Source organism: Achromobacter denitrificans NBRC 15125, assembly GCF_001571365.1.
Classification (GTDB): domain Bacteria; phylum Pseudomonadota; class Gammaproteobacteria; order Burkholderiales; family Burkholderiaceae_B; genus Achromobacter; species Achromobacter denitrificans.
The window spans coordinates 180,615-203,708 of the sequence record NZ_BCTQ01000004.1; the positions used below are offsets into that span (position 1 = coordinate 180,615).

Genomic DNA, 23,094 nt, shown 5'->3' on the forward strand with positions numbered 1-23,094 from the left:
CTCCGCACATCGTGACTCAGAAGAACTTTATCGCCAACCAATGGGTGGCCGCCGCCACCGGTGAAACCATTCCCGTCCTGAACCCGTCCGATGGCAAGCCTTTCGAGGCGATCGCGCGCTCGGGCCAGGCCGACGTCGACCGCGCCGTGACGGCGGCCCGCGAAGCCTACGAAGGCGAGTGGGGCCAGATGGCGCCCGCCGCCCGCAGCCGCCTGCTCATGCGCATCGCCTTCGCGCTGCTGGATCGCCAGGAAGAGCTGGCCCAGCTGGAATCGGCCGACACCGGCAAGCCCATCAAGCAGGCGCGCGCCGACGCCGCCGCCGTGGCCCGCTATTTCGAGTTCTACGCCGGGGCGGTCGACAAGCTGCACGGCGAGACCATTCCCTACAACCCGGGCTTCACGGTCCTGACGGTGCGCGAGCCGCACGGCGTCACCGGCCACATCGTGCCCTGGAACTACCCCTTGCAGATCTTCGGCCGCAGCGTGGGCGCGGCGCTGGCCGCCGGCAATGCCTGCGTGGTCAAGCCCGCCGAGGACGCCTGCCTTTCGCTCTTGAAGCTGGCCGAGATCGCCGCCGAGGCGGGCCTGCCGGCCGGCGCCCTGAACATCTGCACCGGCTACGGCCACGAAGCCGGCGCGGCGCTGTCCGCGCATCCGGGCATCGACCACATTTCCTTCACCGGCTCGCCGCAGACGGGCAAGATGGTGGCGCACGCCGCCGCCGAAAACCACGTGCCGGTCACGCTGGAACTGGGCGGCAAGTCGCCCCAGATCGTGTTCGACGATGCCGACCTGGACGCCGCGCTGCCGGTGCTGCTGGCCGCCATCATCCAGAACGCCGGGCAGACCTGCTCGGCCGGCAGCCGCGTGCTGATCCAGCGCGGCGTCTATGAAACCGTGCTCAAGCGCCTGTCGGACGCGTTCTCGGCCACGGTCACCGGCCCGGCCGCGGCCGACCTGGACGTCGGTCCGCTGATCAATGCCCGCCAGCAGGACCGCGTGCGCGGCTTCCTGGCCGAAGCGGAAGGCGCCGGCATGAAGGTCGCCGCGCGCGGCAAGCTCAAGGAAGGCACGCCCGAGGCCGGCTTCTACCAGCCGCCGGTGCTGTTCCGCGACGTGCCGTCCGACAGCCGCCTGGCGCAGGAAGAAGTCTTCGGCCCGGTGCTGGCCGCCATGGTGTTCGACACCGAGGAAGAGGCGCTGGAAATCGCCAACGGCACGCTGTACGGCCTGGTGGCGGGCGTCTGGACCCGCGACGGCGGCCGCCAGTTGCGCCTGGCCCGCAAGCTGCGCGCCGGCCAGGTGTTCATCAACAACTACGGCGCCGGCGGCGGCGTCGAACTGCCGTTCGGCGGTTCGCGCCAGTCGGGCTACGGCCGCGAGAAGGGCTTCGAGGCCCTGTACGGCTTCACCACGCTGAAGACCATCGCCATCAAGCACTGAAGCCCCCGGGGCTCGGGAAGACGCCGCGGCGGACCCTGGCAAAATATCGGTTAACGTTGATGTTTTGCTTGCAGGGGCCGCCGCGCCCGCTTCCAGGATTCCCATGTTCACAGGTATTGTCCAAGGCACCGCGAAGATCGCGAAGATCTCCGACCGCGAGGGCCTGCGCACGTTTACGCTCGATTTTCCGCCCGGATTCTGCGTGGACCTGGCGGTAGGCGCCAGCGTGTCGACCGACGGCGTCTGCCTCACCGTTACCGAGCTGCTGGGCGAGAGCCGGGCCACGTTCGACGTCATGCTGCAAAGCCTGGCCATCACCACGCTGGGCAGCTACCAGGAAGGCGATCGCGCCAACGTCGAGCGCGCGGCCAAGGACGGCGCCGAGATCGGCGGCCATCCCTTGTCCGGCCACGTGGACTTCACCTCCGAAGTCCTCATGGTGAAGTCTTCGGATACCAACCGCCTGATGCGCTTCAGCATCCCCCAGGATTTCCGCAAGTACGTCTTCGCCAAGGGCTATATCGCCATCAACGGCGCGAGCTTGACGGTGTCGGAAGTCAACCGCGCCGAAGGCTGGTTCGAAGTCTGGCTGATCCCCGAAACCCGCCGCATGACGGTCTTCGAAGACAAGCAGGCGGGCGATTCCGTCAATATCGAGATCGAGCGCAGCACGCAGGTGGTGGTCGACACCGTGCGCGAAACCGTCCAGGAAAGCCTGGGCAAGCTGCAGCCGCTGCTGGAAGCCATCCTGAAGGAAAAGGGCCTGACGCTGGAGGATTTCGTCAGCCCGCAGGGCAAGCTGAAGTAGCGCGGAGGCGGGGCGCGCCGCCTCATCCGGCCAGCGGGAACGAGGTCAGGTCGGTCAGCACGCCGTTCTCCAGCGCCGCCACCGTCAGGCGTTCCACCGAACCGGGGATGTCGATAGCGCCCCGGTTCAGTTCGTCGCACAGCGATTTCATCAAGGCGCGGTTGCTGGACGAACCGATGGTGATGTGCGGCACGTAGGGGATGTCCAGGCGCAGCGCCGGCGCCAGCATCTGGCGGTACAGCGCGTCATGGAGCCGCGACAGCCGGCTGCAGCCTTCGTCGGGCACCAGGTAGGCGTATGCCTGCGCCGTGTCGGCGCCCAGCATGGCGTACCGGCACACGAAGGCGATGGGCGCCTGCGAGCGGGCGACCTCTTCCACATGCCTGAGGTAGGCCTGTTCATCGAGCCCGGCGCAGCCGAACGCCACCGTGAAATGCGCCTTGGCCAGCCGCTGCTGGCCGTCGTGCTGGCGCCGGAATTCCTCGATGAACCCGGCGTCCGCCGGGCGCAGGGTGGGATAGGCGAGCGTGAAGATCTTCTTCATTGCGCCAGTCTGCCACCCCGTTGCGCGGAAACCAAGCCGGCCTTCAGTAGGAGAACGCCTCGCCCAGGGGCTTGATGCGCATGCCCGGCCGCAGGCGCGTCCAGGGCAGGTCGGCCGGATCGGCCTGCATGGGGCCGGGGGCCTTGGCCACCAGCACCTCGTGCGCGATGGGCTGGAAGTCCGCGCGGAAGTGCACCGAGCTCTTCACGACCAGGATGCCCATTTCCTCGGGTTGCACGCCGCCCACGCGGAACAGGTTGCGGTCCAGCATCTGCGACTTGGTGGCGCTGACCACCACCCGCACGCCGCCGATGCGCAGGCAGGCCACGGCCTCCAGGTCCACGTCCATGCCGTGCATCATCGGCCCGTCGAAGCGCAGCTTGCCGGGAGACAGCGTCTCGACGGTGAACTCGCCTTCGAACGCGGCGTCTCCGGCGACGCCGGACTGGCCGCCCAGCTTGAGCCGCAGCTTGCCGCCGATCCCGGCTTCGCGGGCCTGGCGCACGGCCTCGGGGTCGTAGAACAGCCCCAGCGCGGCGTTCTGCGCGTCGGCCTCGACCAGGGCGCGCAGCATGCCCGTGGTGTTGGCGTCGCCGCCCGCGCCGGGATTGTCCTGCGTGTCCGCGATCACCACCGGGCGGGAGGCGCCCGCCGCCAGCGCCTGGGCGCGGCGCACTGCCTCGGCGGGCTCCAGGAAGTCCGGCGACCACTGCGGTTCCAGTTCCAGCACCCGTTGATAGAGCGTTTCGGTCACGCGTTCGACCGCCCCGGCGTCGGTGCCGTAGGCCCATACCACCGGGCCGCATTCGGGGAAGTCCGCCGCCGGAAAGCCCGGCGCGAAGGAGATGGAGGCCACGCCCGGCGTCTGCTCCAGCCGCGCCAGCAGTTCGTACACGCCGCGGGAGGGCTCCAGCATCGTGCACATGCCGTTGATCGGGATCAGGAAGGGCAGGCGGCGCTCGCTGCGGTGCCAGCCGCCGCCGGCGGCGATGCGGGCCTGCAGCAGCCGGGCCGCGTGCTCGCCGGTATCGGCCATGTCCACGTGCGGATAGGTGCGGAACGCGGCCAGGCCGTCGGCCGCCTGCAGCATCTGCGCGGTGACGTTGGCGTGCAGGTCCAGGCTGGCGATCACCGGCACGTCGGGCCCGACGATCTCGCGCATGCGCGCCAGCAGCTCGCCTTCGCCGTCGTCCAGGTGCTGGGCGACCATGGCGCCGTGCAGGTCGAGGTAGACGGCGTCGAAGGAGGCCGCGCGCGCGGCCTCCAGGATTTCGCCGGCGATGCGCTCGTAGGCGTCGCGGGTGACGTGGGCCGAGGGGCTGGCGCCCGCCCAGATCACGGTGCGCACCGTATGGCCCTGGGCCAGCGCCGCGTTGATGAAGCCGCCCGCGGGAATGTTGACCTCGCGCAGCGCCAGCATGTCCTCGCCGCGCACCATGGCGGGGAAGCCTTCGCCCCGGACGAAGTTCTCGTATCCCGCCAGGGAGGGCGCGAAGGTGTTGGTTTCGTGCTGGAAGCCAGCAACCAGAATATGCATGATGGGTTTCCTGTGGGTTGGGACGTCAGGCGCGGGCGGACGCATGCCGGGGAGGGCGGTTCACCAGCAACAGCAGGGCGCCGGCCACCAGCAAGGCGGAGATCACGTACAGGCCGCCGGCCAGCGAGCCGGTGGCCTCCTTGGACCAGCCGATGATCGACGGGCTGAGGAACCCGCCGAGCAGGCCGATGCTGTTGATGAGCGCGATGCCGCCGGCGGCCGCCTCGCCCTTCAGGTACTGCGAAGGGATGGCCCAGAATACCGTGTATGCGGCCCACATGAACCCCGTGGCCAGCGTGATCGCGGTCAGGGAAAGCGCGAATTGCGTCGGCGCGGCGGTGGCCACGCACAGCGCCACGCCGGCCATCAGCGCGGGAACCAGGGTGTGCCAGCGCCGTTCCTGCATCCGGTCCGAACTGCGCGCGAACCACAGCATGAAGAGGGCCGCCGCCAGGTACGGGATGGCCGAGTACAGGCCGATTTCCATGGTGTCCTGCACGCCCGCGATCTTGAGCAGGGTGGGCAGCCAGAAGCTGACGGCATAGATGCCGCAGATCAGGCAGAAATACGTGAGGGCCATGCCGTAGATGGCCGGGTCGCGCAGCACCTGCGCGAACGCGTGCTTCTGCTGCGCGCCGCGCGTGTCCAGGTCCGCGGCCAGCAGCGCCTTTTCCTCGGCGTCGAGCCAGCGGGCCTCGGCCGGCTTGTCGTCGAGGTAGCGGAAGGCGATCACGCCCAGCAGCACGCAGGGCAGGCCTTCCAGCAGGAACATCCATTGCCAGCCATCGAGCCCGTGCGCGCCCGAGAAGGACGTCATGATCCAGGCGGACACGGGGCCGCCCACGATGCCGCCGATGGGGCCGGCCAGCATCACCACCGCCATCACGCCCGCCATGCGGGACTGCGAATACCAATAGGTCAGGTAGAAGATCATCCCGGGCGCGAAGCCCGCCTCGAACACCCCCAGCATGAAGCGCAGGGCGTAGAAGCTCCACTCGCCCTGCACGAACAGCATCGAGGCCGAGGTCAGGCCCCACAGCACCATGATGCGGCTGATGGTGCGGCGCGCGCCAATGCGGGTCAGCAGGAGGTTGCTGGGCACCTCGAACAGCACGTAGCCCAGGAAGAAGATGCCTGCGCCCAGGCCGTAGACCGCGTCGGAGATGCCGACGTCCTGCTGCATCTGCAGCTTGGCGAAGCCGATGTTGATGCGGTCCAGGTAGGCGAATACGTAGCAGAGCAGCAAGAACGGCAGCAGGCGCCAGGTGATCTTGCGATAGAGGGGGGCCAGGCGCGGGTCGGCGCCCGGCGTGCTCGGGGGCTGCGGCATTGCATGTCTCCTGCGCGGGTCTGCGCCCGCGATGGCTGGGAATGAAGCCGGAAGTCTCGTGCTCCCGGCGCTGCCATTATTGGAAGCGCACGCGTTCGAAACAATGACTAAGGTGATAAATTATCGTTGCCTTGCGGGCAACGCAGGGGCGATCAACGGCCGGCGCGTCCGTGCCTGGGGAACACAGGGATATGCAGGAAATCAGCCAGGTCCGCCTGAGGTACTTCCACGAGGTCGTGGCTTGCGGGTCGATACGGGGCGCCGCCGACAAGCTCGGCACGGCCCCGTCCGTCATCAGCCGGCAGATCCAGCTGCTGGAGAAGGAACTGGGCGTGCAGCTGTTCGAGCGCCGCGCGCGCGGGCTGGCCCCCACCGAGGCGGCCGATATGCTGCTGGAGTACTACCGGGGCTGCCGCGCGCAGCAGGAACACCTGAACGCGCGCCTGCAGGAATGGCGCGGCATGCAGCGCGGCAACGTCCACCTGATGATCAGCGAAGGCTTCATCGACAGCCTGATGGAGCACGTGGTGGGGCCGTTCTGCATCGAATTTCCGCAGATCAACATCAGCGTGAACGTGGGGTCGGTGAACGAGGTGGTCGAGGCCGTGGCGACGGACGCCGCGCACATCGGGCTGGCCTACAACCCGCCCGTCGATCCGCGCCTGCGTTGCCGCGCGAGCCGCAAGCATCCCGTCTGCCTGCTGGCCGGCCGGGGCCACGCGCTGGCCAGGCGGCGCGCGCCGCTGACCATCGCCGACATCCTGCCGTATCCGTTCGCCTTGATGTCTTCGCCCTACGGGCTGCGCCAGGCGGTGGACCTGCTGGAGTTCACCGAACGCGTGCACCTGACGCCCAGCCTCACCACCAATTCGCTGCGCGTGCTCAAGCAATATGCGATGACGGGGGCGGGCGTGACGCTGATGCCCACCCTGGGCGTGCACCACGAGCTGGCCAGCGGCCAGCTCGTGGCGATCCCTATCGAGCATCCGATCCTGAGCGCGCCGGAGTGCCAGGCGCTGCTGCGCCTGGGACGGCCGCTGTCGTCCGCCGCCAACGAGCTGGCGCGGCGGATCGAGCAGCGCCTGCCGGCGTTCGCGCAGCGCTGAGGCCGCTTAGAACGCGCTCCAGTCCTGCTGCGTGGCGGGGCGCTGGGCGGCGCCGGCCAGGGCCACCGCGGCTTCCGGCGGCGCCGGGCGGCGCGTGCCGGCGCGAGGCGCGCTGCCGCGGGGCGCGGCGTCCGCCGCGGGCGCCAGGGCGTGCCGGTCCACTTGATGGGCGGCCACGTCGATGACGTCGGGGGCGTTGATCTTGAAGATGGAGACCGCCTTGCGCAGCCCCTGCGCCTGCTCTTCCAGCGAGCCGGACGCGGCCGCGGCCTGCTCGACCAGCGCGGCGTTCTGCTGGGTGACCTCGTCCATCTGCGCGACAGCCCGGTTGACCTGGTCGATGCCGGAGGCCTGTTCCTCGGACGCGGCGGTGATCTCGCCCATGATGTCGGCCACGCGGGTCACGGACCTCACGATGTCCTGCATGGTGGCGCCGGCCCGCTCGACCTGGCCCGAGCCCGCTTCGACGGCGGCGGCCGAATCGGTGATCAGCAACTTGATTTCCTTGGCGGCCTGGGCGCTGCGCTGCGCCAGCGACCGCACCTCGCCGGCGACCACGGCGAAGCCCTTGCCCTGATCGCCCGCGCGGGCGGCCTCCACGGCGGCGTTGAGCGCCAGGATGTTGGTCTGGAAGGCGATGCCGTCGATGACCGAGACGATCTCCACGACCTTGCTGGAGCTGTCGGTGATGTTCTGCATGGTGTTGACGACTTCGGCCACCGCGGCGCTGCCGCGCTGCGCCACCTCGGAGGCGGTGCCGGCCAGCTGGTTCGCCTGGCGCGCGTTGTCGGCGTTCTGCTTCACCGTGGCGGCGATCTGTTCCATGGAGGCGGCGGTTTCCTCCAGCGAGGCGGCCTGTTCCTCGGTGCGGCTGGACAGGTCGTGGTTGCCGGCGGCGATCTGGTGGGCGCCCACGGTGATCTCTTCCACGCCCCGGTGGACCGCGGATACCGTGCGCGTCAGGCTGTCCTGCATGCGCTTGATGGCGGCGAACATCAAGCCGATCTCGTTGCTGTTGCGGACCTCGATCCGGCCGGTGAAGTCGCCTTCGGCGATCCGTTCGAAGCAGGCGCCGGCTTCCTGCAGGGGGCGCAGCACCATGCCGCGCAGGAACAGCCATGCGAGCAGGGCCAGCGCGAGGGTGATGACGACCATGGCGATGGCGATCACGCGGGCGCGCCGGTGGTCGACCTGGGCGTCCTCGACCATGCGGTTGGTGGCCTGGTCGATGAAGGCCAGGAAGTCCAGGGCGGCCTTGTTGAACGTGAGCGTGACGCTGCGCGATTGCGCGGCCTGGGCGCGGAAGGCGTCGATGTCCTGGGCGGTGAGCGCGCGGATCTGGGCGTCGATCGCGCCGCGGTAGGAAACGGCGGCCTTCTCAAGTTCGGCCACGTGGGCGCTGGCGCCTTCCAGGTGGGGCGCGCGGATGAACGCGTCCAGGCGTTCGGACGCTTCCGACTGCATCGCGATCGCGCTCTTCAGTTCGTCCGCGGCCTCGGCCTGCCGCTGCAGTTGCTGGTCCATGAAGGTGTTGGCCAGCAGCAGGCGCGCGCGCAGGAACAGCAGGTAGGCGTTGTTGAGCTCGGTGGCCTGCAGCGAATAGGCGTCGTTGACCTCGGCCAGGTTGCGGTTGCTGGTGTTCAGGCTGAGCCACGAGGCGCCGTTGGACACGAGCATGGCGCCGGACAGCAGGAATAGCAGGGCGAGTACGCAGGTGCGCACCTTGAGGTTCTGGAACATTGGATTTCCTTTAGGAGGCAGGCCCGGCGGGTCCGGCGCCTGCGGGGAAACGCCGGCTGGGCGCCGGCGGCGGGTCAGGCGTGCGAGCGCGGCCGCACTTTTTCCCAGACGTCGGCGGGGATCAGCGCGGAGAGCCATTCCTGGCGTTGACGCAGGGCGTCGTCGTTTTGCGGCGAGCCCAGGGCCTGCGCGAAATCGCCTTCGATGGAGCCGCCCAGCGATTGCTCGATCCGGGCCTGGAGTTCCGGCATGCCGTAGAGCGCGTTATGCACGCCGATCACGACCGTGCGCAGGGCCTCCAGCTGCGCGTGGCTGATCGCGACCGCGTTGGCGAGCTTGCGGACGGTGTCCGCCAGCGTGAGCAAAAGATCGCGTTCGTTCATTTCCATGGCGCCGTCCCCTTCGTGTGCGGGCGCTCGACCGAGGTGGCGCCTTGCCGCAAAAATTTTGTAAATCGTTGCAAAGGGTTGAAATATTGCGACAAGTTCCATGGCCCGGGGATAAGAATTTTCTGAAAATTCAGGGACGGGCAAGGAATAGAATGGAGCCACTTCCGGAGGTATCCATGTCGGTCATATCCGATATCAAAATTCGCCCGCTGGAGCGCGGCGACCTGCACTTCGTGCACAAGATCAACAATAACGACGTGATCATGCGCTACTGGTTCGAAGAGCCCTACGAGGCCTACGACGAACTGGTCGCCCTGTACGACCGCCACTTGCACGACCAGAACGAGCGGCGTTTCATCATCGAGCACGACACCGGCCAGCCGGCCGGCCTGGTCGAGCTGGTGGAGATCGACTACATCCACCGCCGCGCGGAATTCCAGATCATCATCGCGCCCAGCTACCAGGGCCGGGGCTACGCCAAGGCGGCGACCCGCATCGCGGTGGGCTATGCCTTCCGCGTGCTGAACCTGCACAAGGTCTATCTCGTCGTGGACAAGGACAACAGCGCCGCCGTCCATATCTACGAACGCTGCGGGTTCCGCATCGAGGGCCTGTTGAAGGAAGAGTTCTTCTCGAACGGCGCCTATCGCGATGCCTACCGCATGGCGCTGCTGCAGAAAGACCATCTGCGCGACGTGGGCCCGGGCGCGCCGGACGCGCCCGTGCTGCGCGACTGGCCGCAGGAAGAGCAGGCGGGCTGAACTCTGTCCGCCGCGAGGCGGCCCCGGCGCGCGGCCGGGGCGCCCGCCCGGAAAGGGCGGAGCGGGACACCGCGAGGAGGGCGGGTCAGGCGGGGACGCCGTCTCGGGGCTGGGCGACCCGGCCGCCCTCGCCGGCGGCGGGCGCGGCGCGCAGCAGCCGCAAGCCGTTGGCCACCACCAGCAGGCTGGCGCCCACGTCGGCGAACACGGCCATCCACAGCGTGGCGTTGCCGGTCATGGCCAGCGCCAGGAACACGGCCTTGATGCCCAGCGCCAGCGCGATGTTCTGCACCAGCACGCTGTGCGTGGCGCGAGACAGGCGCAGGAACACGCCGATCTTGCGCAGGTCGTCGTCCATCAGCGCCACGTCGGCGGTTTCGATGGCGGTGCCGGTGCCGGCCGCGCCCATGGCGAAGCCGATGTCGGCGCGGGCCAGCGCGGGGGCGTCGTTGATGCCGTCGCCCACCATGCCGACGCCGCCTTCCCGCGACAGCTTGCTCTCGATGGCGGCCAGCTTGTCCTCGGGCAGCTGATCGCCGCGGGCTTCGTCGATGCCGACCTGGCGGGCGATGGCCTGCGCCGTGGGCGTGTTGTCTCCGGTTAGCATCAGGGTGCGCACGCCCAGGGCGTGCAGGTCCGCGATGGCGGCCGCGCTGGTGGGCTTGACTGTGTCGGCCACGGCGGCCAGCGCCAGCACCCGGCTGCCGTCGGTGAGCGCGATGACGCTCTTGCCCTGGCGTTCGAGTTCTTCCATGCGCGCTTCCAGGGCCGCGCTGGCGACGCCGGCTTCGCGCATCAGGCGGAGGTTGCCCAGCTGGAAGGCCACGCCGTCGATCACGCCGGAGACGCCGCGCCCGGGCAGGGCGGCGAAGTCGGCCACGTCGAGCAAGACCTTGCCGGCCTCGCGCGCCGCGGCGGCCACGGCCAGCGATACGGGGTGGTCGGAGCGGGCGGCCAGGCTGGCGGCCACCAGCGCCGCGGGTTGGCGGCTGGAATCGGACACTTCCCAATCCTGCAGGTCGGTCTGCACCGGCTTGCCGTGGGTGAGGGTGCCGGTCTTGTCCAGCGCCAGCCACTTCAGGTTGCGGCCTTCTTCCAGGTAGACGCCGCCCTTGACCAGGATGCCGCGCCGCGACGCGGCCGTCAGGCCGCTGACGATGCTGACCGGCGTCGAAATCACCAGGGCGCAGGGGCAGGCGATGATGAGCAGCGCCAGGGCGCGGTAGATCGCGTCGTACCAGGGTTGGCTCCACAGCAGCGGAGGCGCCACGGCCACCAGGGCCGCGATGCCGACCACCACGGGCGTGTAGATGCGCGAAAAGCGGTCGATGAAGCGCTGGGTGGGCGCGCGGGCGCCCTGGGCCTGCTCCACGGCGTGGATGATGCGCGCCAGCGTGGTGTTGCCGGCCGCCGCGGTGACGCGGTATTCGAAGGAGCCGGAGGCGTTCACGGTGGCCGCGTAGACGGGATCGTCCTGGGCCTTTTCCACCGGCAGGCTTTCTCCGGTGATGGGGGATTGGTCCACGGCCGAACTGCCGCTGACGATGATGCCGTCGGCCGCGATGCGCTCGCCCGGCCGCACCCGCACGATGTCGCCCACGCGCAGGCTGGCGGCGGGCACTTCGGCCCAGCCGCCGTCGGCCTGGCGCACCGTGGCCGTTTCCGGGGCCAGGTCGAGCAGGCCGCGGATGGCGTTGCGCGCCCGGTCCAGCGAGCGGGCCTCGATCAGTTCGGCGACGTTGAACAGGAACATCACCATGGCCGCCTCCGGCCATTGGCCGATCAGCACGGCGCCGGTGACGGCGATGCTCATCAAGGCGTTGATGTTGAGGTTGCCGTTGCGCACGGCGATCCAGCCCTTGCGGTAGGTGCTGACGCCGCAGGCGAGAATGGCGGCTACCGCCAGGGCGGCGGTGAGGCCCAGCGGCCAGCCCGCGAAATGCGACAGTTCGGACAGGGCCGCGAGCGCGCCGGCACCGCCGACCTGCCACCAGTTCACGGCCTTGGCGGCGGGCGCGGGGGTGCGCGGCGCGCCGTCGGCCAGGGGTTCCGGCGTCATGTCCAGCGACCGGATGGCCGCCAGGATGCGCTCCAGCGCGCCCTCGGCGTGCACCACCGTCAGGACGCGCTGCATCAGGTTGAAGTCCAGCGCATGGACGCCATCCAGGTTGTCGAGCTTCTTGCGGATCAGCGTTTCCTCGGTGGGGCAGTCCATCTGGCCGATGCGCAGGCGCGCCAGCAACTGCCCGGGGCCGGCGCTGAGCGTGGCCGCGCCGGCGTCCGACACCGTGAACGGCTGGGCGGCGTGGTCGTGGCCGCAGCAGGCGGCCTCGGCCCGGGGCGCGGCGTGATCGTGCCCGGCATGGTCGTGGCCCTCGTGGCCATGGTCATGATCGTGGCCGTGGTCCGCATGATCGTGCTTCGCGTGATCGCGCGCCTTGTCTTCCTGTCCGCAGCAGGCGCCGCCATGTCCGGCGGGCGTATGTTGGGGTTGTTTGACCGGAGGTAAAGACATTGTCCTCTGCCTTGAAATATCCTAGTGACGCTATTGCACACCTTGGAGTTACTATAGGGTCAACCCCCCAATATCATTCGGATGCGATCCGGGAGGCAACGATGCGTATCGGCGAATTGGCCACAGCGACCGGCACCACGGTCGAAACCATCAGGTATTACGAGAAGGAAGGGCTGTTGCCCGCTCCGGAAAGAGGCCTGAACAACTACCGCAGCTACGGGCAACCGCAACTGGAGCGGCTGCGCCTGATCCGCAATTGCCGGGCGCTGGACATGACGCAGGACGAAATCCGCGCCATCCTGTCCCTGGCGGACAATCACCAGAGCGGTTGCGGCCCCATTAACGAGCTGTTCGACGAGCACATCGCGCACGTGGACGAGCGCATCGCCGAGCTCACGCAACTGAAATCCCAGCTGACCGAGCTGCGCCAGCGCTGCCTGTCGGCCCAGCCCGACGCGGAGAACTGCGGCATCCTGCACGGCCTGAACGAGATGCAGGTGGAAGAGCGTCACGAACGGCATACCCACCTGGGCTGAGTCCGCGCGATGTCCTTGCTGCGCGCCGGGGGATCGGCCCCCCGGCCGCGGCCATCGCTTATCATGAGAATATGTTTCTTTCCCATTTGCGCAGGAATCCATGACCCTTACCCAGACCGCCACGCCGCTGCACGCCCTGATTTCCCGCCGTTCCTTCAAGTTCCTCCGCGCCCCGGCGCCCAAGCCCGATGAACTCGAACAGATCCTGCAGGCCGCCATGTCGGCTCCGGACCATGGGGCGCTGCGTCCGTGGCGGTTCGTGGTGATCCGCGGCGAGGCCATCGGCAAGCTGGCCGACCTGGCGCTGGACGCGGTCAAGCGTAGCGGCGACCCGCGCATGACGCCCGAGAAGGAAAAGTCCGTGCGCGAATGGATGGCGAGCGTGCCGCTGTTCGTCGCCGTGGCGCAGAAGATCGCGCACGACAACACCAAGATCCCCGAGCAGGAGCAACTGCTGGCCACCGGCGCGGCCACCATGAACCTGCTGAACGCGGTGCACATGCTGGGCTACGCCGCGTTCTGGAGCACCGGTATCGGCACCTACGTGGAAGACGTGCAGAATGCGCTCGGCCTGGACGCGCTGGATTACCGCTTCCTGGGCTTTCTCGCCATCGGCACGCCGGCTTGCGGCGTGCCCCCGGCCAAGCGCCCGGATTACCGCGAATTCGTCACGGAGTGGAACGGTCCGGTCTGAGCGGCCTGGCTCCCGTCGTTTCCCGCGAACCGGCCCTCAGGGCCGGTTTTTTATCGCCGGGCCGCCCCAAGATAAAAGCGCCCCCTCGGGGGGCAGCAAGCGCGCGTAGCGTGCGCGGCGTGGGGGCATTTTTTATCGCCGGGCCGCCCCAAGATAAAAGCGCCCCCTCGGGGGGCAGCAAGCGCGCGTAGCGTGCGCGGCGTGGGGGCATTTTTTATCGCCGGGCCGCCCCAAGATAAAAGCGCCCCCTCGGGGGGCAGCAAGCGCGCGTAGCGTGCGCGGCGTGGGGGCATTTTTTATCGACGGCAGCCAGCCTCAGGCGTCGGCCTCGGGCGCCCGGCCGAGTTCCGGCGCGTTGGTGACCAGCATGCGGTTGAGCAGCCGCGCCAGCAGCTCGCGCTCTTGCGGCGTGAACATGGCGAGCAGGTCCTGCTCGGCCTGGGCGTGCGCGGGCATGGCTTTGTCGGCCAGGTGCTTGCCCTTGGTCGTCAGCGTGACCAGGACGCCGCGGCGGTCGGCCTTGTCCACTTCGCGGCGCACCAGGCCCTGGCCTTCCAGCCGCTTGAGGATGTTGGACAGGCCGCCCGAGCTGCACAGCAGCCGCGCCTGCAGCTGGGAGGGCGCCAGGCAGTAGGGCGCGCCGTCCACCCGCAAGGTGGTCAGCACGGCGTACTCGATGTATTTCAGGCCGAAAGGCTCCTGCGACGCGTTGATGGCGCGCAGCACCACTTCTTCGAGCCGGATCAGGCGGCCCACGACTTCCTTGCCGGAACTGTCGATGTCGGGCCGTTCGCGCCGCCACTGCGCGATGCCCCGGCCGATGAGATCGTCGTCGGGATTCAGATGCGAATAGGGCGTGGCGGCGTCGGCCGCTGCCTGCGTCGGGTTGTCGCGATGCTTCATGGATGCGTCCGGGATCGCCGGGTGGGTCCTGTCTGGAGAAGCATTTAACGCATTCCCCGGCGCCTTTGCAAGCAGCGTGAAAACCCTCATTGATAATATCTTTTCAAAAAGATAAATTTCCGAAAAGCACCAGATACCGGGGGCTGCGCTTGGCGGTTTTGTCAAAGCGGCGGCTTTCCACCCATCTTCCCGCGAGGAGGTTTCATGGACGTCAGGATTTCCAAGGCGCTGGCATGCGCCGCTGTGGTCGGCATGTTCGGTTGGGGGAGCCAGGCGCTCGCGGCCGATCTGGTGGTGGGGCTGTTCGGCGGGTCGTTCCTGGACGCGTCGCGCGAATGCCAGATCAAGGCCTTCGAAGAAAAAACCGGCGCCCGGGTGCGCACCAAGCTGGGAAGCTCGGCCCAGTTCGCCGCCGCGGTGCGCGCCACCGGCGGCAAGTCCGACTTCGACGTGGTGTACCTCGACAATTCGCTGGCCACCCAGCTCAAGAACGAGAAGCTGCTCGAACCCATCGACCGCGCCCGCCTCGCCAACGCGAAGGAGGTGGCGCCGTCGGCCTTCGACGGCGACGCTCCGTACTACGTGAGCTTCATGACGGGCTCCACGGTCATCGTCTACGACACCACGCAGGTCAAGACTCCGCCCAGGTCCTGGAACGACCTCGCGGACCCGGCCTACGCCGGCAAGCTGGCGATCGGCGACATCAGCGGCACGGCGGGCTCGCAATTCCTGCTGGCCTTGAACCGCATGCGCGGCGGCACGCTGGACAACCTGGACCCGGGGTTCGCGGCCATCGCGCCGCTGGCCAAGGCCTCGGCGCTGCTGTACACCCAGGCCGACCAGATCGTGTCCCTGTTCGAGCGCAAGGAAATCGCCGTGGCGGTCTGGTATTCGGACCGCGCGGGTTCGGCCATCGACAGCGGCCTGCCATTGGCGGTGGTCTATCCCGAAGAGGGCGCGGTGGGCATCCTGCCGTCGGTGGCGATTCCCAAGGGCAGCAAGAATCCCGAACTGGCCACGCAGTACATCGACGCGCTGCTGTCCAAGGACGTGCAGACCTGCTTCGCCGAGAAAAAGTACGCGGGGCCGGTCAACACCGAGGTCCGGCTGTCGGAGAAGGCGTCGCGCATCGTGGCGGTGGGCAAGCATTTCGACGAGCTGTGGCTGCCCGATCCGGCGGCGGTGGCGCGCGGCATGCCCGTCTGGGTGGGCCGCTGGCAGCGCGAGGTCGCGCGCTGAGGCGCCGGAACACGGGACATCATCATGCCTGCATTGACACTGGAGCGCCTGGAAAAGCGCTATGAGGGGCACACGGCCGCCGCCGGCGTATCGCTGTCCGTGAAGGACGGGGAATTCGTGTCCTTGCTGGGGCCGTCGGGCTGCGGCAAGACCACGGTGCTGCGCATGGTGGCGGGGCTGATCTCGCCGACCAGCGGCCGCATCCTGGTCGACGACCGCGACATCACCCGCCTGCCGCCGAACCGGCGCCAGGTCGGGCTGGTGTTCCAGTCCTATGCGCTGTTTCCCCACATGACCGTCTTCGAGAACGTGGCGTTCGGACTGCGCCGCCAGGGCATGGACGGGGCGTCCTTGCGGACCCGCGTCGAGCAGGCCCTGGCCAGCGTGCGCCTGTCGGGCCTGGGCGAGCGCATGCCTAAGCAGCTATCCGGCGGCCAGCAGCAGCGCGTGGCGGTGGCGCGCTCGATCGCGCCGCGCCCGAGCATCCTGCTGTTCGACGAGCCGCTGTCCAACCTGGACGCCGTGCTGCGCGACGAGATGCAGATCGAGCTCAAGCGCCTGCAGCGCGAGGTCGGCATCACGACGCTGTTCGTCACGCACGACCAGACCGAAGCCATGAGCATGTCGGACCGGGTCTGCGTGCTGGCGGGAGGCGTGGTGCAGCAGTTCGACACGCCCGAGGCCATTTACCACCGCCCGGCCACCGGCTTCGTGGCCAGCTTCATCGGCCGGCCCAACCGGCTCCAGGGCCGCCTGGCGATGGACGCCGAGGGGCCGCGGGCCGAGCTGCCGGGCGGGCATCGCCTGCCGATGGAGCGCGCCGAGGGCCTGGCCGCGGGCGACGCGCTCGACGTGGTGCTGCGCCAGGAGGACCTGTCCATACAGCTCCTGAAGGACGCCGCCGGCGCGGGCCTGCCGGGAACGATCGCGCTGCGCTCGTTCGTGGGGGCGCGGGTCCAGTACGTGGTGGCGCTGCGCGGCGGCGGAGAGCTGATCGCCGATACGCCCACCAACGGCCCGCAGTCGGGCCTCGCGGCGGGCGACGAGGTCTGGCTGGGGGTGCGGCCGCAGCACGTGTACGCCACGCGCCGCGCGGGCGCGGAGGCCGCGGCATGAGCCGGCGCTCGGCGGGCGCGCTGCTCGCGTCGCCCTTGCTGCTGGTGCTGCTGCTGGCCTTCGTCGGGCCGGCGCTGTTCATGTTGCCGCTCAGCCTGCGGGAGTACGTGCCGGGTTCGGGCATGGGTCCGGGCTACACGCTGGCCAACTACACCCGGCTGGCCACCGATCCGTTCTACCGCGAAGTCATCCTGCGCAGCCTGGGGCTGGGCTTGAGCGTCACCGTGCTGTGCCTGCTGCTGGGCTACCCGCTGGCCTGGGTCATCGCGCATGCGCGGCCGCGCCTGAAGCTGGCGCTGACGCTGCTGGTCATCTTCCCCATGCTGCTGAACCTGGTGGTGCGCTCGTTCGGCTGGATCGCGCTGCTGTCGAACCGCGGCCTGCTGAACAACGCGCTGATGGACCTGGGGCTGATCGAGCGTCCGCTCAAGCTGATGTTCAACCTGACGGGCGTGCTGGTGGGCATGGCCCATATCTTCCTGCCCTTCATGGTGCTGATGCTGGTGCCCGTGATCCAGGCCGTGCCGCGCGACCTGCGCGACGCGGCCTACACCTTGCAGGCGGGCAGGCTGCGCACCTTTCTGTCCGTGACGCTGCCGCTGACGGCGCACGGCATCCTGGCGGGGTCCATCATGGTATTCGTGCTGACGATCAGCGCGCTGGTCACGCCCCGGATGCTGGGCGGGCCGACCTACAAGGTCATGGCGACCATGATCTACGACGACTTTCTGCTGACGCTGGACTGGCCCTCGGGCGCGGCCATGGCGTTCACGCTGACGGCGTTGACGCTGGCCGTGATCGGCGTATCCAGCCGGGTGCTGAAGCGCTGGGGAGGCGAACCATGAGCGAACGCCGCGCGAGCGGGCCGGTGCTGACCGGCATCGCCTTCCTGGTCGTGCTGTTCCTGCAGGTGCCGGTGCTGGTGGTGGTGCTGGCCGCCTTCAGCGATACGGCCTACCTGACCCTGCCGCCAAAGGGGCTGACCTTGAAATGGTTCGCCGCGGCCCTGAACGATCCGGATTACCTGGAGGCCGCCTGGACCAGCCTGTGGCTGGCGGCCGCGTCGACCGCGGCGTCGCTGGCGCTGGGGCTGGCGGGCGCCTGCGCCATCCAGCGCCGCATGGTGCCGGGCGCCGCGTGGCTGAACGCGTTGTTCATGGCCCCGCTGATCCTGCCTTCGGTGGTGCTGGGCGTGGCGCTGCTGCAGTACTACGCGGCGGTGGGCTTGCGCGGCAGCGGCGTGGGCTTGTGGCTGGCCCACGTGGTCATCACCGTGCCCTACGTGGTGCGCGCCAGCCTCGCCAGCCTGGCCTCGGCCGACGAGGCCCTGGAGGATGCGGCCTGCGTGCTCGGCGCCGGCCGCCTGGAAGCGTTCCGGCTGGTCACGCTGCCGCTGCTCAAGCCGGGCCTGGTGGCCGGCGGCCTGTTCGCGTTCATCACCTCGCTGGACAACGTGCCGGTATCGGTGTTCCTGCTGTCGGCCAGCCAGAACACGCTGCCGGTCAAGATTTTCACCTCGGTGGAGCAGGGCGTGGATCCGTCGGTGGCGGCGGTGTCGGCGCTGCTCATCCTGGTGACGGGCATCGTCCTGGTGCTCGCCGAGCGCTGGACGGGTTTTCACAAGCATGTGTAAGGAGCGGCCATGTCCGTGACGAGTAAGGGTTTCCCATTGTTCCTGACGTTCGACGTGGACGCCGAGACCATGTGGACGGCGCGCGACCCCGCCTACGCCAAGCGTCCCATCCTGATGTCCCAGGGGGCCTACGGCTGGAAGGTGGGCGTGCCGCGCGTGCTGGCGCTGCTGGCGCGCCACGAGGTCAAGGCCACGTTCTTCGTTCCCGGCGTGGTGGCGCTGGCGCATCCGGACATGGTCCGGGCCATCGTCGACCAGGGGCACGAGGTGGCGCATCACAGCCACACGCACCGCTGGATCGTCAACCTGACGCCGGAGGAAGAGCGGGAGGAAATGGAGCTGGGCTTGGACGCGCTGGCGCGCACCGCCGGCTATCGGCCGCGGGGCTGGCGCTCGCCGGCGGCCGAGTTCAGCGAGATCACGCTGGACCTGATCCGGGAATACGGCTTCGATTACTCGTCGAATTTCTTCGACGACGATTCGCCCTATCTGCTGGAGATTGGCGGCCGGGCCACGGATATCGTGGAGCTGCCCTTTCGCTGGGTGCTGGACGATGCCCCGTTCTTCCAGTATTCGATCGTGTTGCCGGGCCGCACCATGCAATCGCCTTCCGCCGTGCTGGAGGCCTGGAAGCGCGAGTTCGACGTGTTGTACGCCGAGGACCGCATGATGATGCTGGGCATGCACCCCGAGATCATCGGCCAGCCCTCGCGCCTATACGTGCTGGACGAGATGATCCGCTATGCCAAGGCGCACGAGCGGGTCTGGATCGACCGCTGCGACGTGATGACGGACGATATCCGGCCGCGGCTGCGGAGCGCGGCATGACCGCCGCCCGGCGTTACCTGGTGGCGGGCGGCGCCAGCGGCATCGGACTGGCGTTCGCGCGCCTGGCGGCGAGCCAGGGCGCGGCGGTGGCGATCCTGGACCGCGACGCGGTCGCGCTGGGCGAGTCCGGCCGCGAACTGCGCCTGGCCGCCGCGCTGGCCTGCGACGTGACGGACAGCGCGGCCGTCGAGCAGGCCGTGCGCGAGGCGGCCGGCGCGCTGGGCGGTATCGACGGCGTGGTCAATTGCGCGGGCGTGGACCTGCGCGCGGACCTGGAGTCCACGCGCGACGAAGACTGGAACCGCGTGCTGGCCGTGAACCTGAGCGGGCCCATGCACGTGTGCCGCGCCGCCGTGCCGCACCTGAAGCAGGCGGGCGGCGGCAGCATCGTGAACGTGTCCTCGGCGGCCGGCCTCAGCCCGCTGCCCCAGCGCAGCGCCTATTGCGCGGCCAAGGCGGGGGTCAATATGTTCGGCAAGGTGCTGGCGATGGAACTGGCCGCCTTCGGCATCCGCGTCGCCACCGTCTGCCCGGGCGCGGTGGATACGCCGCTGTTCCGTTCCAGCTACGAGGACGGCCCCGATCCGCAGGCCGGCCTGGCCGCCATCCGCGCGCGCTACGCGCTGGGGCGCATCGCCAGGCCCGAGGAACTGGCCGAGGCCATTCTGTTCCTCAGCGGGCCGGGCGCCAGCTACATCACCGGGGCGACCCTGGCGGTGGACGGCGGCCGGAGTTTTCATTGAGGCGCCGCCGCGGGGCCACCGCCGCGTACCGAGAGAGGGCGGCGCGATGAACGCGCGTTTCGAAGGCAGGACCGTGGTGGTGACGGGCGGCGGGCAGGGCATAGGCGCGGCCGCGGTGCGGCGCTTCGCGGCCGAGGGCGCGCGGGTGGCGGTGCTGGACCTGGATGCGGCCGAGGCCCGTCGGGCCGGCCACGCGAGGCTGGCGGTCGATGGCGACTGCACGGCGGGCGCGGCGATGGAAGATTTCTTCGCTCGCGTGGAAGCCGAGCTCGGCCCGCCGGACGTGCTGTTCAACAACGTGGGCCAGAGCGCGCGCGAGCGGTCCGGCCCCTTCGTGGAGTCGGAAGAAGCCACCTGGCGCTTCGTGCTGGAGGTGTCGCTGCTGACGGCGATGCGCGCGTCGCGGCTGGTCGCGCCGGGCATGCGGGCGCGCGGCTACGGCCGCATCGTGAACATGAGCAGCGACGCCGCCTTCGCGGGCGACGCGGGGTTGGCCGACTATGCGGCCGCCAAGATGGGCATCATCGGATTCACGCGCTCGCTGGCGCGCGAACTGGCGCCCGACGGGATCACGGTCAACGCCGTGTGCCCCGGCGCGGTCCGCACCCGGGCGCACGAGCGCCTGACGCCCGACATCCTGGCGCGCATCGTGGCGCAGACGCCGGCGGGCTTCGTGGGCGACCCGGACGACGTGGCGGCCGCCGTGGCCTTCCTGGCGTCCGAAGAGGCGCGGTTCATTACGGGGCAGACCTTATTGATCGATGGCGGCCGCTGGATGGTTTAGCGGCACACGTATGACGGAGACGGGAAGACGATGGACGATTTGACGGGCATGGATGCGGTGACGCTGGCGGCGGCGATCCGGCAAGGGCAGGTATCTCCGGTGGAGGCCGTGTCGGCGGCGCTGGACCGCATCGCGGCCCGGGCCGATTTGAACGCCTTCATCACCGTGACGGCGGAGTCGGCGCTGGCCGCCGCCCGCGAGGCCGAGGCGGCGGCGCGCCGGGGCGATGCGCTGGGGCCGCTGCACGGCGTGCCGATCTCGGTCAAGGACCTGACCCTGACCGCCGGCGTGCGAACGACGATGGGTTCCGCCCTGTACGAGGATTTCGTGCCGGGCGAAGACGCGGTGGCGGTGGCGCGGGCCAAGGCGGCGGGCGCGATCCTGATCGGCAAGACCACCACGCCGGAATTCGGGCACAAGCAAAGCACGGACGCGCCCCTGTTCGGGCGCACTCTCAATCCCATCGACCCGCGCTACACCTGCGGCGCTTCCAGCGGCGGCGCGGCGGTGGCCGTCGCGGCGGGCATGGGGCCGCTGGCGCTCGGGACCGACGGCGGCGGGTCCATCCGCATCCCCGCGTCGTGCTGCGGCATCGTGGGCATGAAGGCCACGCTGGGCGCCATCCCCAATCTGCAGCCGGCGGACCTGTTCGGCGCGAATTCCTACGTGGGGCCGATGGCGCGCAACGTCGCCGATACCGCCTTGCTGTACGAGGTGCTGCAAGGCGCCGACCGCCGCGATCCCTACGGCCAGCTCGACCTGCCGGCGCGCGCGCCGGCCCGGCCCTCGCTGGCGGGGCTGCGCGTGGCCTACCTGCCCAGCTGCGGCAATCCGGTAGACCCGGAGGTGCTCGCCGCCACCGACGCCGCGGTCCGGCTCATGCAGGAAGACGGCGCCCGCGTCGAGCCGGTGACGCTGGATTTCGTGTCGCTGGAGCGGCATTTCCTGGTCATCCTGGAGGCGGTGACGGCCTCGCGCGTGGGCGCCAGGCTGGAAGCCTTCCGCGACCGCCTGGACCCGTCCCTGGTGGCCACGGTGGAGCGGGGCCGCCGGCACGGCGCGGCGGCGCTGCTGGACGCGGTGGCGGCGCGCACGCAGGCTTTCAGCGCCTTGCAGGCGGTGTTCGAGCGGCACGACGTGCTGGTGTCGCCCACGGTGTCCGCGCCGCCGCTGCCGGTGGAGCAGGACCCCAACGGCATCGTCGAGATCGCCGGCAAGCCGGCGGGCACCATCCGCGGCGCCTGGTATCCCTACACCTATCCCATGAATCTCACCGGCCATCCCGCGCTGTCCATGCCTTGCGGCCGTTCGGCGGGCGGATTGCCCATCGGCTTGCAGCTCTGCGGCCGCTGGCACGAGGACAGGCAACTGCTCGACGTGGCGGCGCGCGTGGAGCAGTTGCTGGCCGGCTGAGGGGGACGCGTCAGTTCGGCTGCACCTTGGCGCGCTTCATGACGTCCAGCCATTTCTCGTTTTCCGAGGCCGCGAAGGCCGCGAACTCGTCGGCGTTCATTTTGCTGGGGATGATGCCGTCGGCGGCCAGCCGCCGGGCGACGGCCGGCATGGCCGAGGCCTCGCGCATGGCCTGGTTCAAGCGGTCCACCACGGCTCGCGGCGTCGCTTTGGGCACCCAGTAGCCGTACCAGGAGGTCACGTCGAAATCCGGAATGCCGGACTCGGCGATGGTGGGCACGTCGGGCAGCAGGTCGTTGCGCGCGGCCGAGGTGACGGCCAGCGCGCGCAGCTTGCCGCCCTTGATCTGGGGCAGCACGCTGGCGACCGACGCATACAGCACGTCGACGTGTCCGCCCAACACGTCGGTCAGGGCCTGGCCCGTGCCGTTGTAGGGGATGTGGCTGATCTGCACGTCCGAGCGCACGTTGACGAGTTCGCCCACCAGGTGAGGCAGCGAACCGAGGCCGCCGGAGGCGAAGGTGATGCTGCCGGGCTTGGCGCGGGCGGCGTCGATCAGCCCGCGGAAGCTCTGGATCGGAGACTGGGCCCGCACCACCGCCACCATGGGCGCGAAGCCGAACACGCCGACCGGCGTGAAGTCCTTTATGGGGTCGAAGTGCAGCGTCTTGAAGATGCCCGGGTACATGACCTGGATGGAGGCGTTCATCAATCCGGTGTAGCCGTCGGGCTTGCTCAGCGCCACGTCGCGCGCGCCGATGGTGCCGGCCGCGCCGGGACGCGATTCGATCACGATGGGCTGGCCCAGCAACGTGCTCATCTCGGGCGTGAGCATGCGGCCGAACGTTTCCGTGGTGGAGCCCGCCTGGTGCGGCACGACGATGCGGACCGGCTGTGTGGGAAAGGCGGGGGCAGCCGTGGCGTCCGGACCGGACACCAGGATGGCCGCAAGCAAAGGCAGGTGATGCAATTTCATGGTTGTCTCCCTGTTTGTCGTAGTGCCGGATGCCGCTGTGCCGCGGTTCGTATC

22 protein-coding genes are annotated in these 23,094 nt (G+C 69.3%); 14 read left to right on the forward strand and 8 right to left on the reverse strand.

Features of this window, described 5'->3' with window-relative positions; genetic code table 11:
- Positions 1-8: 8 nt before the first annotated feature.
- Complete coding sequence (locus tag ADE01S_RS05610) at positions 9-1,445, forward strand: aldehyde dehydrogenase family protein (protein WP_165695671.1); 1,437 nt, start codon at positions 9-11, stop codon at positions 1,443-1,445.
- 103 nt (positions 1,446-1,548) lie between these two features.
- Positions 1,549-2,253, forward strand: coding sequence for a riboflavin synthase (locus ADE01S_RS05615; RefSeq protein WP_062680481.1), 705 nt, complete (start codon positions 1,549-1,551; stop codon positions 2,251-2,253).
- A gap of 22 nt (positions 2,254-2,275) precedes the next feature.
- Here the strand turns inward: ADE01S_RS05615 and ADE01S_RS05620 are convergent, their stop codons facing one another.
- Genes ADE01S_RS05620 through ADE01S_RS05630 form a run of 3 tightly spaced genes read right to left on the reverse strand, consistent with a single transcriptional unit; the run spans position 2,276 to position 5,664 of the window.
- Positions 2,276-2,797: a 2'-5' RNA ligase family protein gene (locus ADE01S_RS05620; RefSeq protein WP_062680482.1), complete on the reverse strand. Its 522-nt coding sequence runs from the start codon at positions 2,795-2,797 to the stop codon at positions 2,276-2,278.
- Positions 2,798-2,840: 43 nt separating this feature from the next.
- Positions 2,841-4,334, reverse strand: coding sequence for a M81 family metallopeptidase (locus tag ADE01S_RS05625; RefSeq protein ID WP_062680483.1), 1,494 nt, complete (start codon positions 4,332-4,334; stop codon positions 2,841-2,843).
- A 25-nt stretch (positions 4,335-4,359) separates the two neighbouring features.
- A complete protein-coding gene (locus ADE01S_RS05630; protein WP_062680484.1) occupies positions 4,360-5,664 on the reverse strand; it encodes an MFS transporter in 1,305 nt (434 codons plus the stop codon).
- Positions 5,665-5,855: 191 nt separating this feature from the next.
- Here ADE01S_RS05630 and ADE01S_RS05635 point away from each other — a divergent pair, with 191 nt between their 5' ends.
- A complete protein-coding gene (locus tag ADE01S_RS05635) occupies positions 5,856-6,770 on the forward strand; it encodes a LysR family transcriptional regulator (RefSeq protein WP_062680485.1) in 915 nt (304 codons plus the stop codon).
- 6 nt (positions 6,771-6,776) lie between these two features.
- Here ADE01S_RS05635 and ADE01S_RS32235 read toward each other — a convergent pair whose 3' ends face one another.
- Both ADE01S_RS32235 and ADE01S_RS05645 read right to left on the reverse strand, forming a co-directional pair.
- Entirely contained in the window at positions 6,777-8,510 is a 1,734-nt protein-coding gene (locus ADE01S_RS32235) for a methyl-accepting chemotaxis protein (protein WP_062680486.1), read from the reverse strand.
- 74 nt (positions 8,511-8,584) lie between these two features.
- The gene (locus ADE01S_RS05645) at positions 8,585-8,899 is read right to left on the reverse strand and encodes a hypothetical protein (RefSeq protein WP_062680487.1); all 315 of its coding nucleotides are present in this window, start codon (positions 8,897-8,899) and stop codon (positions 8,585-8,587) included.
- Between the two features lie 176 nt (positions 8,900-9,075).
- Between ADE01S_RS05645 and speG the strand changes: the two genes are divergently transcribed.
- Complete coding sequence (gene speG / locus ADE01S_RS05650) at positions 9,076-9,660, forward strand: spermidine N1-acetyltransferase (protein WP_062680488.1); 585 nt, start codon at positions 9,076-9,078, stop codon at positions 9,658-9,660.
- An 85-nt stretch (positions 9,661-9,745) separates the two neighbouring features.
- On the opposite strand, the gene ADE01S_RS05655 is transcribed toward speG, so the two are convergent.
- Positions 9,746-12,175, reverse strand: coding sequence for a heavy metal translocating P-type ATPase (locus ADE01S_RS05655; RefSeq protein WP_075873503.1), 2,430 nt, complete (start codon positions 12,173-12,175; stop codon positions 9,746-9,748).
- Between the two features lie 101 nt (positions 12,176-12,276).
- Here ADE01S_RS05655 and cadR point away from each other — a divergent pair, with 101 nt between their 5' ends.
- The gene (cadR, locus tag ADE01S_RS05665) at positions 12,277-12,711 is read left to right on the forward strand and encodes a Cd(II)/Pb(II)-responsive transcriptional regulator (protein ID WP_062680490.1); all 435 of its coding nucleotides are present in this window, start codon (positions 12,277-12,279) and stop codon (positions 12,709-12,711) included.
- Positions 12,712-12,811: 100 nt separating this feature from the next.
- Complete coding sequence (locus ADE01S_RS05670; protein WP_062680491.1) at positions 12,812-13,405, forward strand: nitroreductase family protein; 594 nt, start codon at positions 12,812-12,814, stop codon at positions 13,403-13,405.
- Positions 13,406-13,720: 315 nt separating this feature from the next.
- Here ADE01S_RS05670 and ADE01S_RS05675 read toward each other — a convergent pair whose 3' ends face one another.
- The gene (locus ADE01S_RS05675) at positions 13,721-14,308 is read right to left on the reverse strand and encodes a MarR family winged helix-turn-helix transcriptional regulator (RefSeq protein ID WP_082775714.1); all 588 of its coding nucleotides are present in this window, start codon (positions 14,306-14,308) and stop codon (positions 13,721-13,723) included.
- Between the two features lie 204 nt (positions 14,309-14,512).
- Here ADE01S_RS05675 and ADE01S_RS05680 point away from each other — a divergent pair, with 204 nt between their 5' ends.
- Genes ADE01S_RS05680 through ADE01S_RS05715 form a run of 8 tightly spaced genes read left to right on the forward strand, consistent with a single transcriptional unit; the run spans position 14,513 to position 22,064 of the window.
- The gene (locus tag ADE01S_RS05680; RefSeq protein WP_062680492.1) at positions 14,513-15,547 is read left to right on the forward strand and encodes an ABC transporter substrate-binding protein; all 1,035 of its coding nucleotides are present in this window, start codon (positions 14,513-14,515) and stop codon (positions 15,545-15,547) included.
- Between the two features lie 24 nt (positions 15,548-15,571).
- On the forward strand, positions 15,572-16,663 hold the full coding sequence (locus ADE01S_RS05685; protein ID WP_062680493.1) for an ABC transporter ATP-binding protein: 1,092 nt from the start codon (positions 15,572-15,574) through the stop codon (positions 16,661-16,663).
- A complete protein-coding gene (locus tag ADE01S_RS05690) occupies positions 16,660-17,508 on the forward strand; it encodes an ABC transporter permease (RefSeq protein WP_062680494.1) in 849 nt (282 codons plus the stop codon). The genes ADE01S_RS05685 and ADE01S_RS05690 overlap by 4 nt, the downstream gene beginning before the upstream one ends.
- Positions 17,505-18,296, forward strand: a complete 792-nt coding sequence (locus ADE01S_RS05695; RefSeq protein WP_062680495.1) for an ABC transporter permease — start codon at positions 17,505-17,507, stop codon at positions 18,294-18,296. Before ADE01S_RS05690 ends, ADE01S_RS05695 begins: the two co-directional genes overlap by 4 nt.
- Positions 18,297-18,305: 9 nt before the next feature.
- Complete coding sequence (locus ADE01S_RS05700) at positions 18,306-19,124, forward strand: polysaccharide deacetylase family protein (protein ID WP_062680496.1); 819 nt, start codon at positions 18,306-18,308, stop codon at positions 19,122-19,124.
- Positions 19,121-19,867 carry an SDR family NAD(P)-dependent oxidoreductase gene (locus ADE01S_RS05705; RefSeq protein ID WP_062680497.1) on the forward strand — a complete coding sequence of 249 codons (747 nt, stop codon included), beginning with the start codon at positions 19,121-19,123 and terminating at the stop codon, positions 19,865-19,867. The genes ADE01S_RS05700 and ADE01S_RS05705 overlap by 4 nt, the downstream gene beginning before the upstream one ends.
- 46 nt (positions 19,868-19,913) lie before the next feature.
- Entirely contained in the window at positions 19,914-20,651 is a 738-nt protein-coding gene (locus tag ADE01S_RS05710; protein WP_062680498.1) for an SDR family NAD(P)-dependent oxidoreductase, read from the forward strand.
- A 30-nt stretch (positions 20,652-20,681) separates the two neighbouring features.
- The gene (locus tag ADE01S_RS05715; protein ID WP_062680499.1) at positions 20,682-22,064 is read left to right on the forward strand and encodes an amidase; all 1,383 of its coding nucleotides are present in this window, start codon (positions 20,682-20,684) and stop codon (positions 22,062-22,064) included.
- A gap of 10 nt (positions 22,065-22,074) precedes the next feature.
- Here ADE01S_RS05715 and ADE01S_RS05720 read toward each other — a convergent pair whose 3' ends face one another.
- A complete protein-coding gene (locus ADE01S_RS05720; RefSeq protein WP_062680500.1) occupies positions 22,075-23,040 on the reverse strand; it encodes a Bug family tripartite tricarboxylate transporter substrate binding protein in 966 nt (321 codons plus the stop codon).
- Between the last annotated feature and the right edge of the window lie 54 nt (positions 23,041-23,094).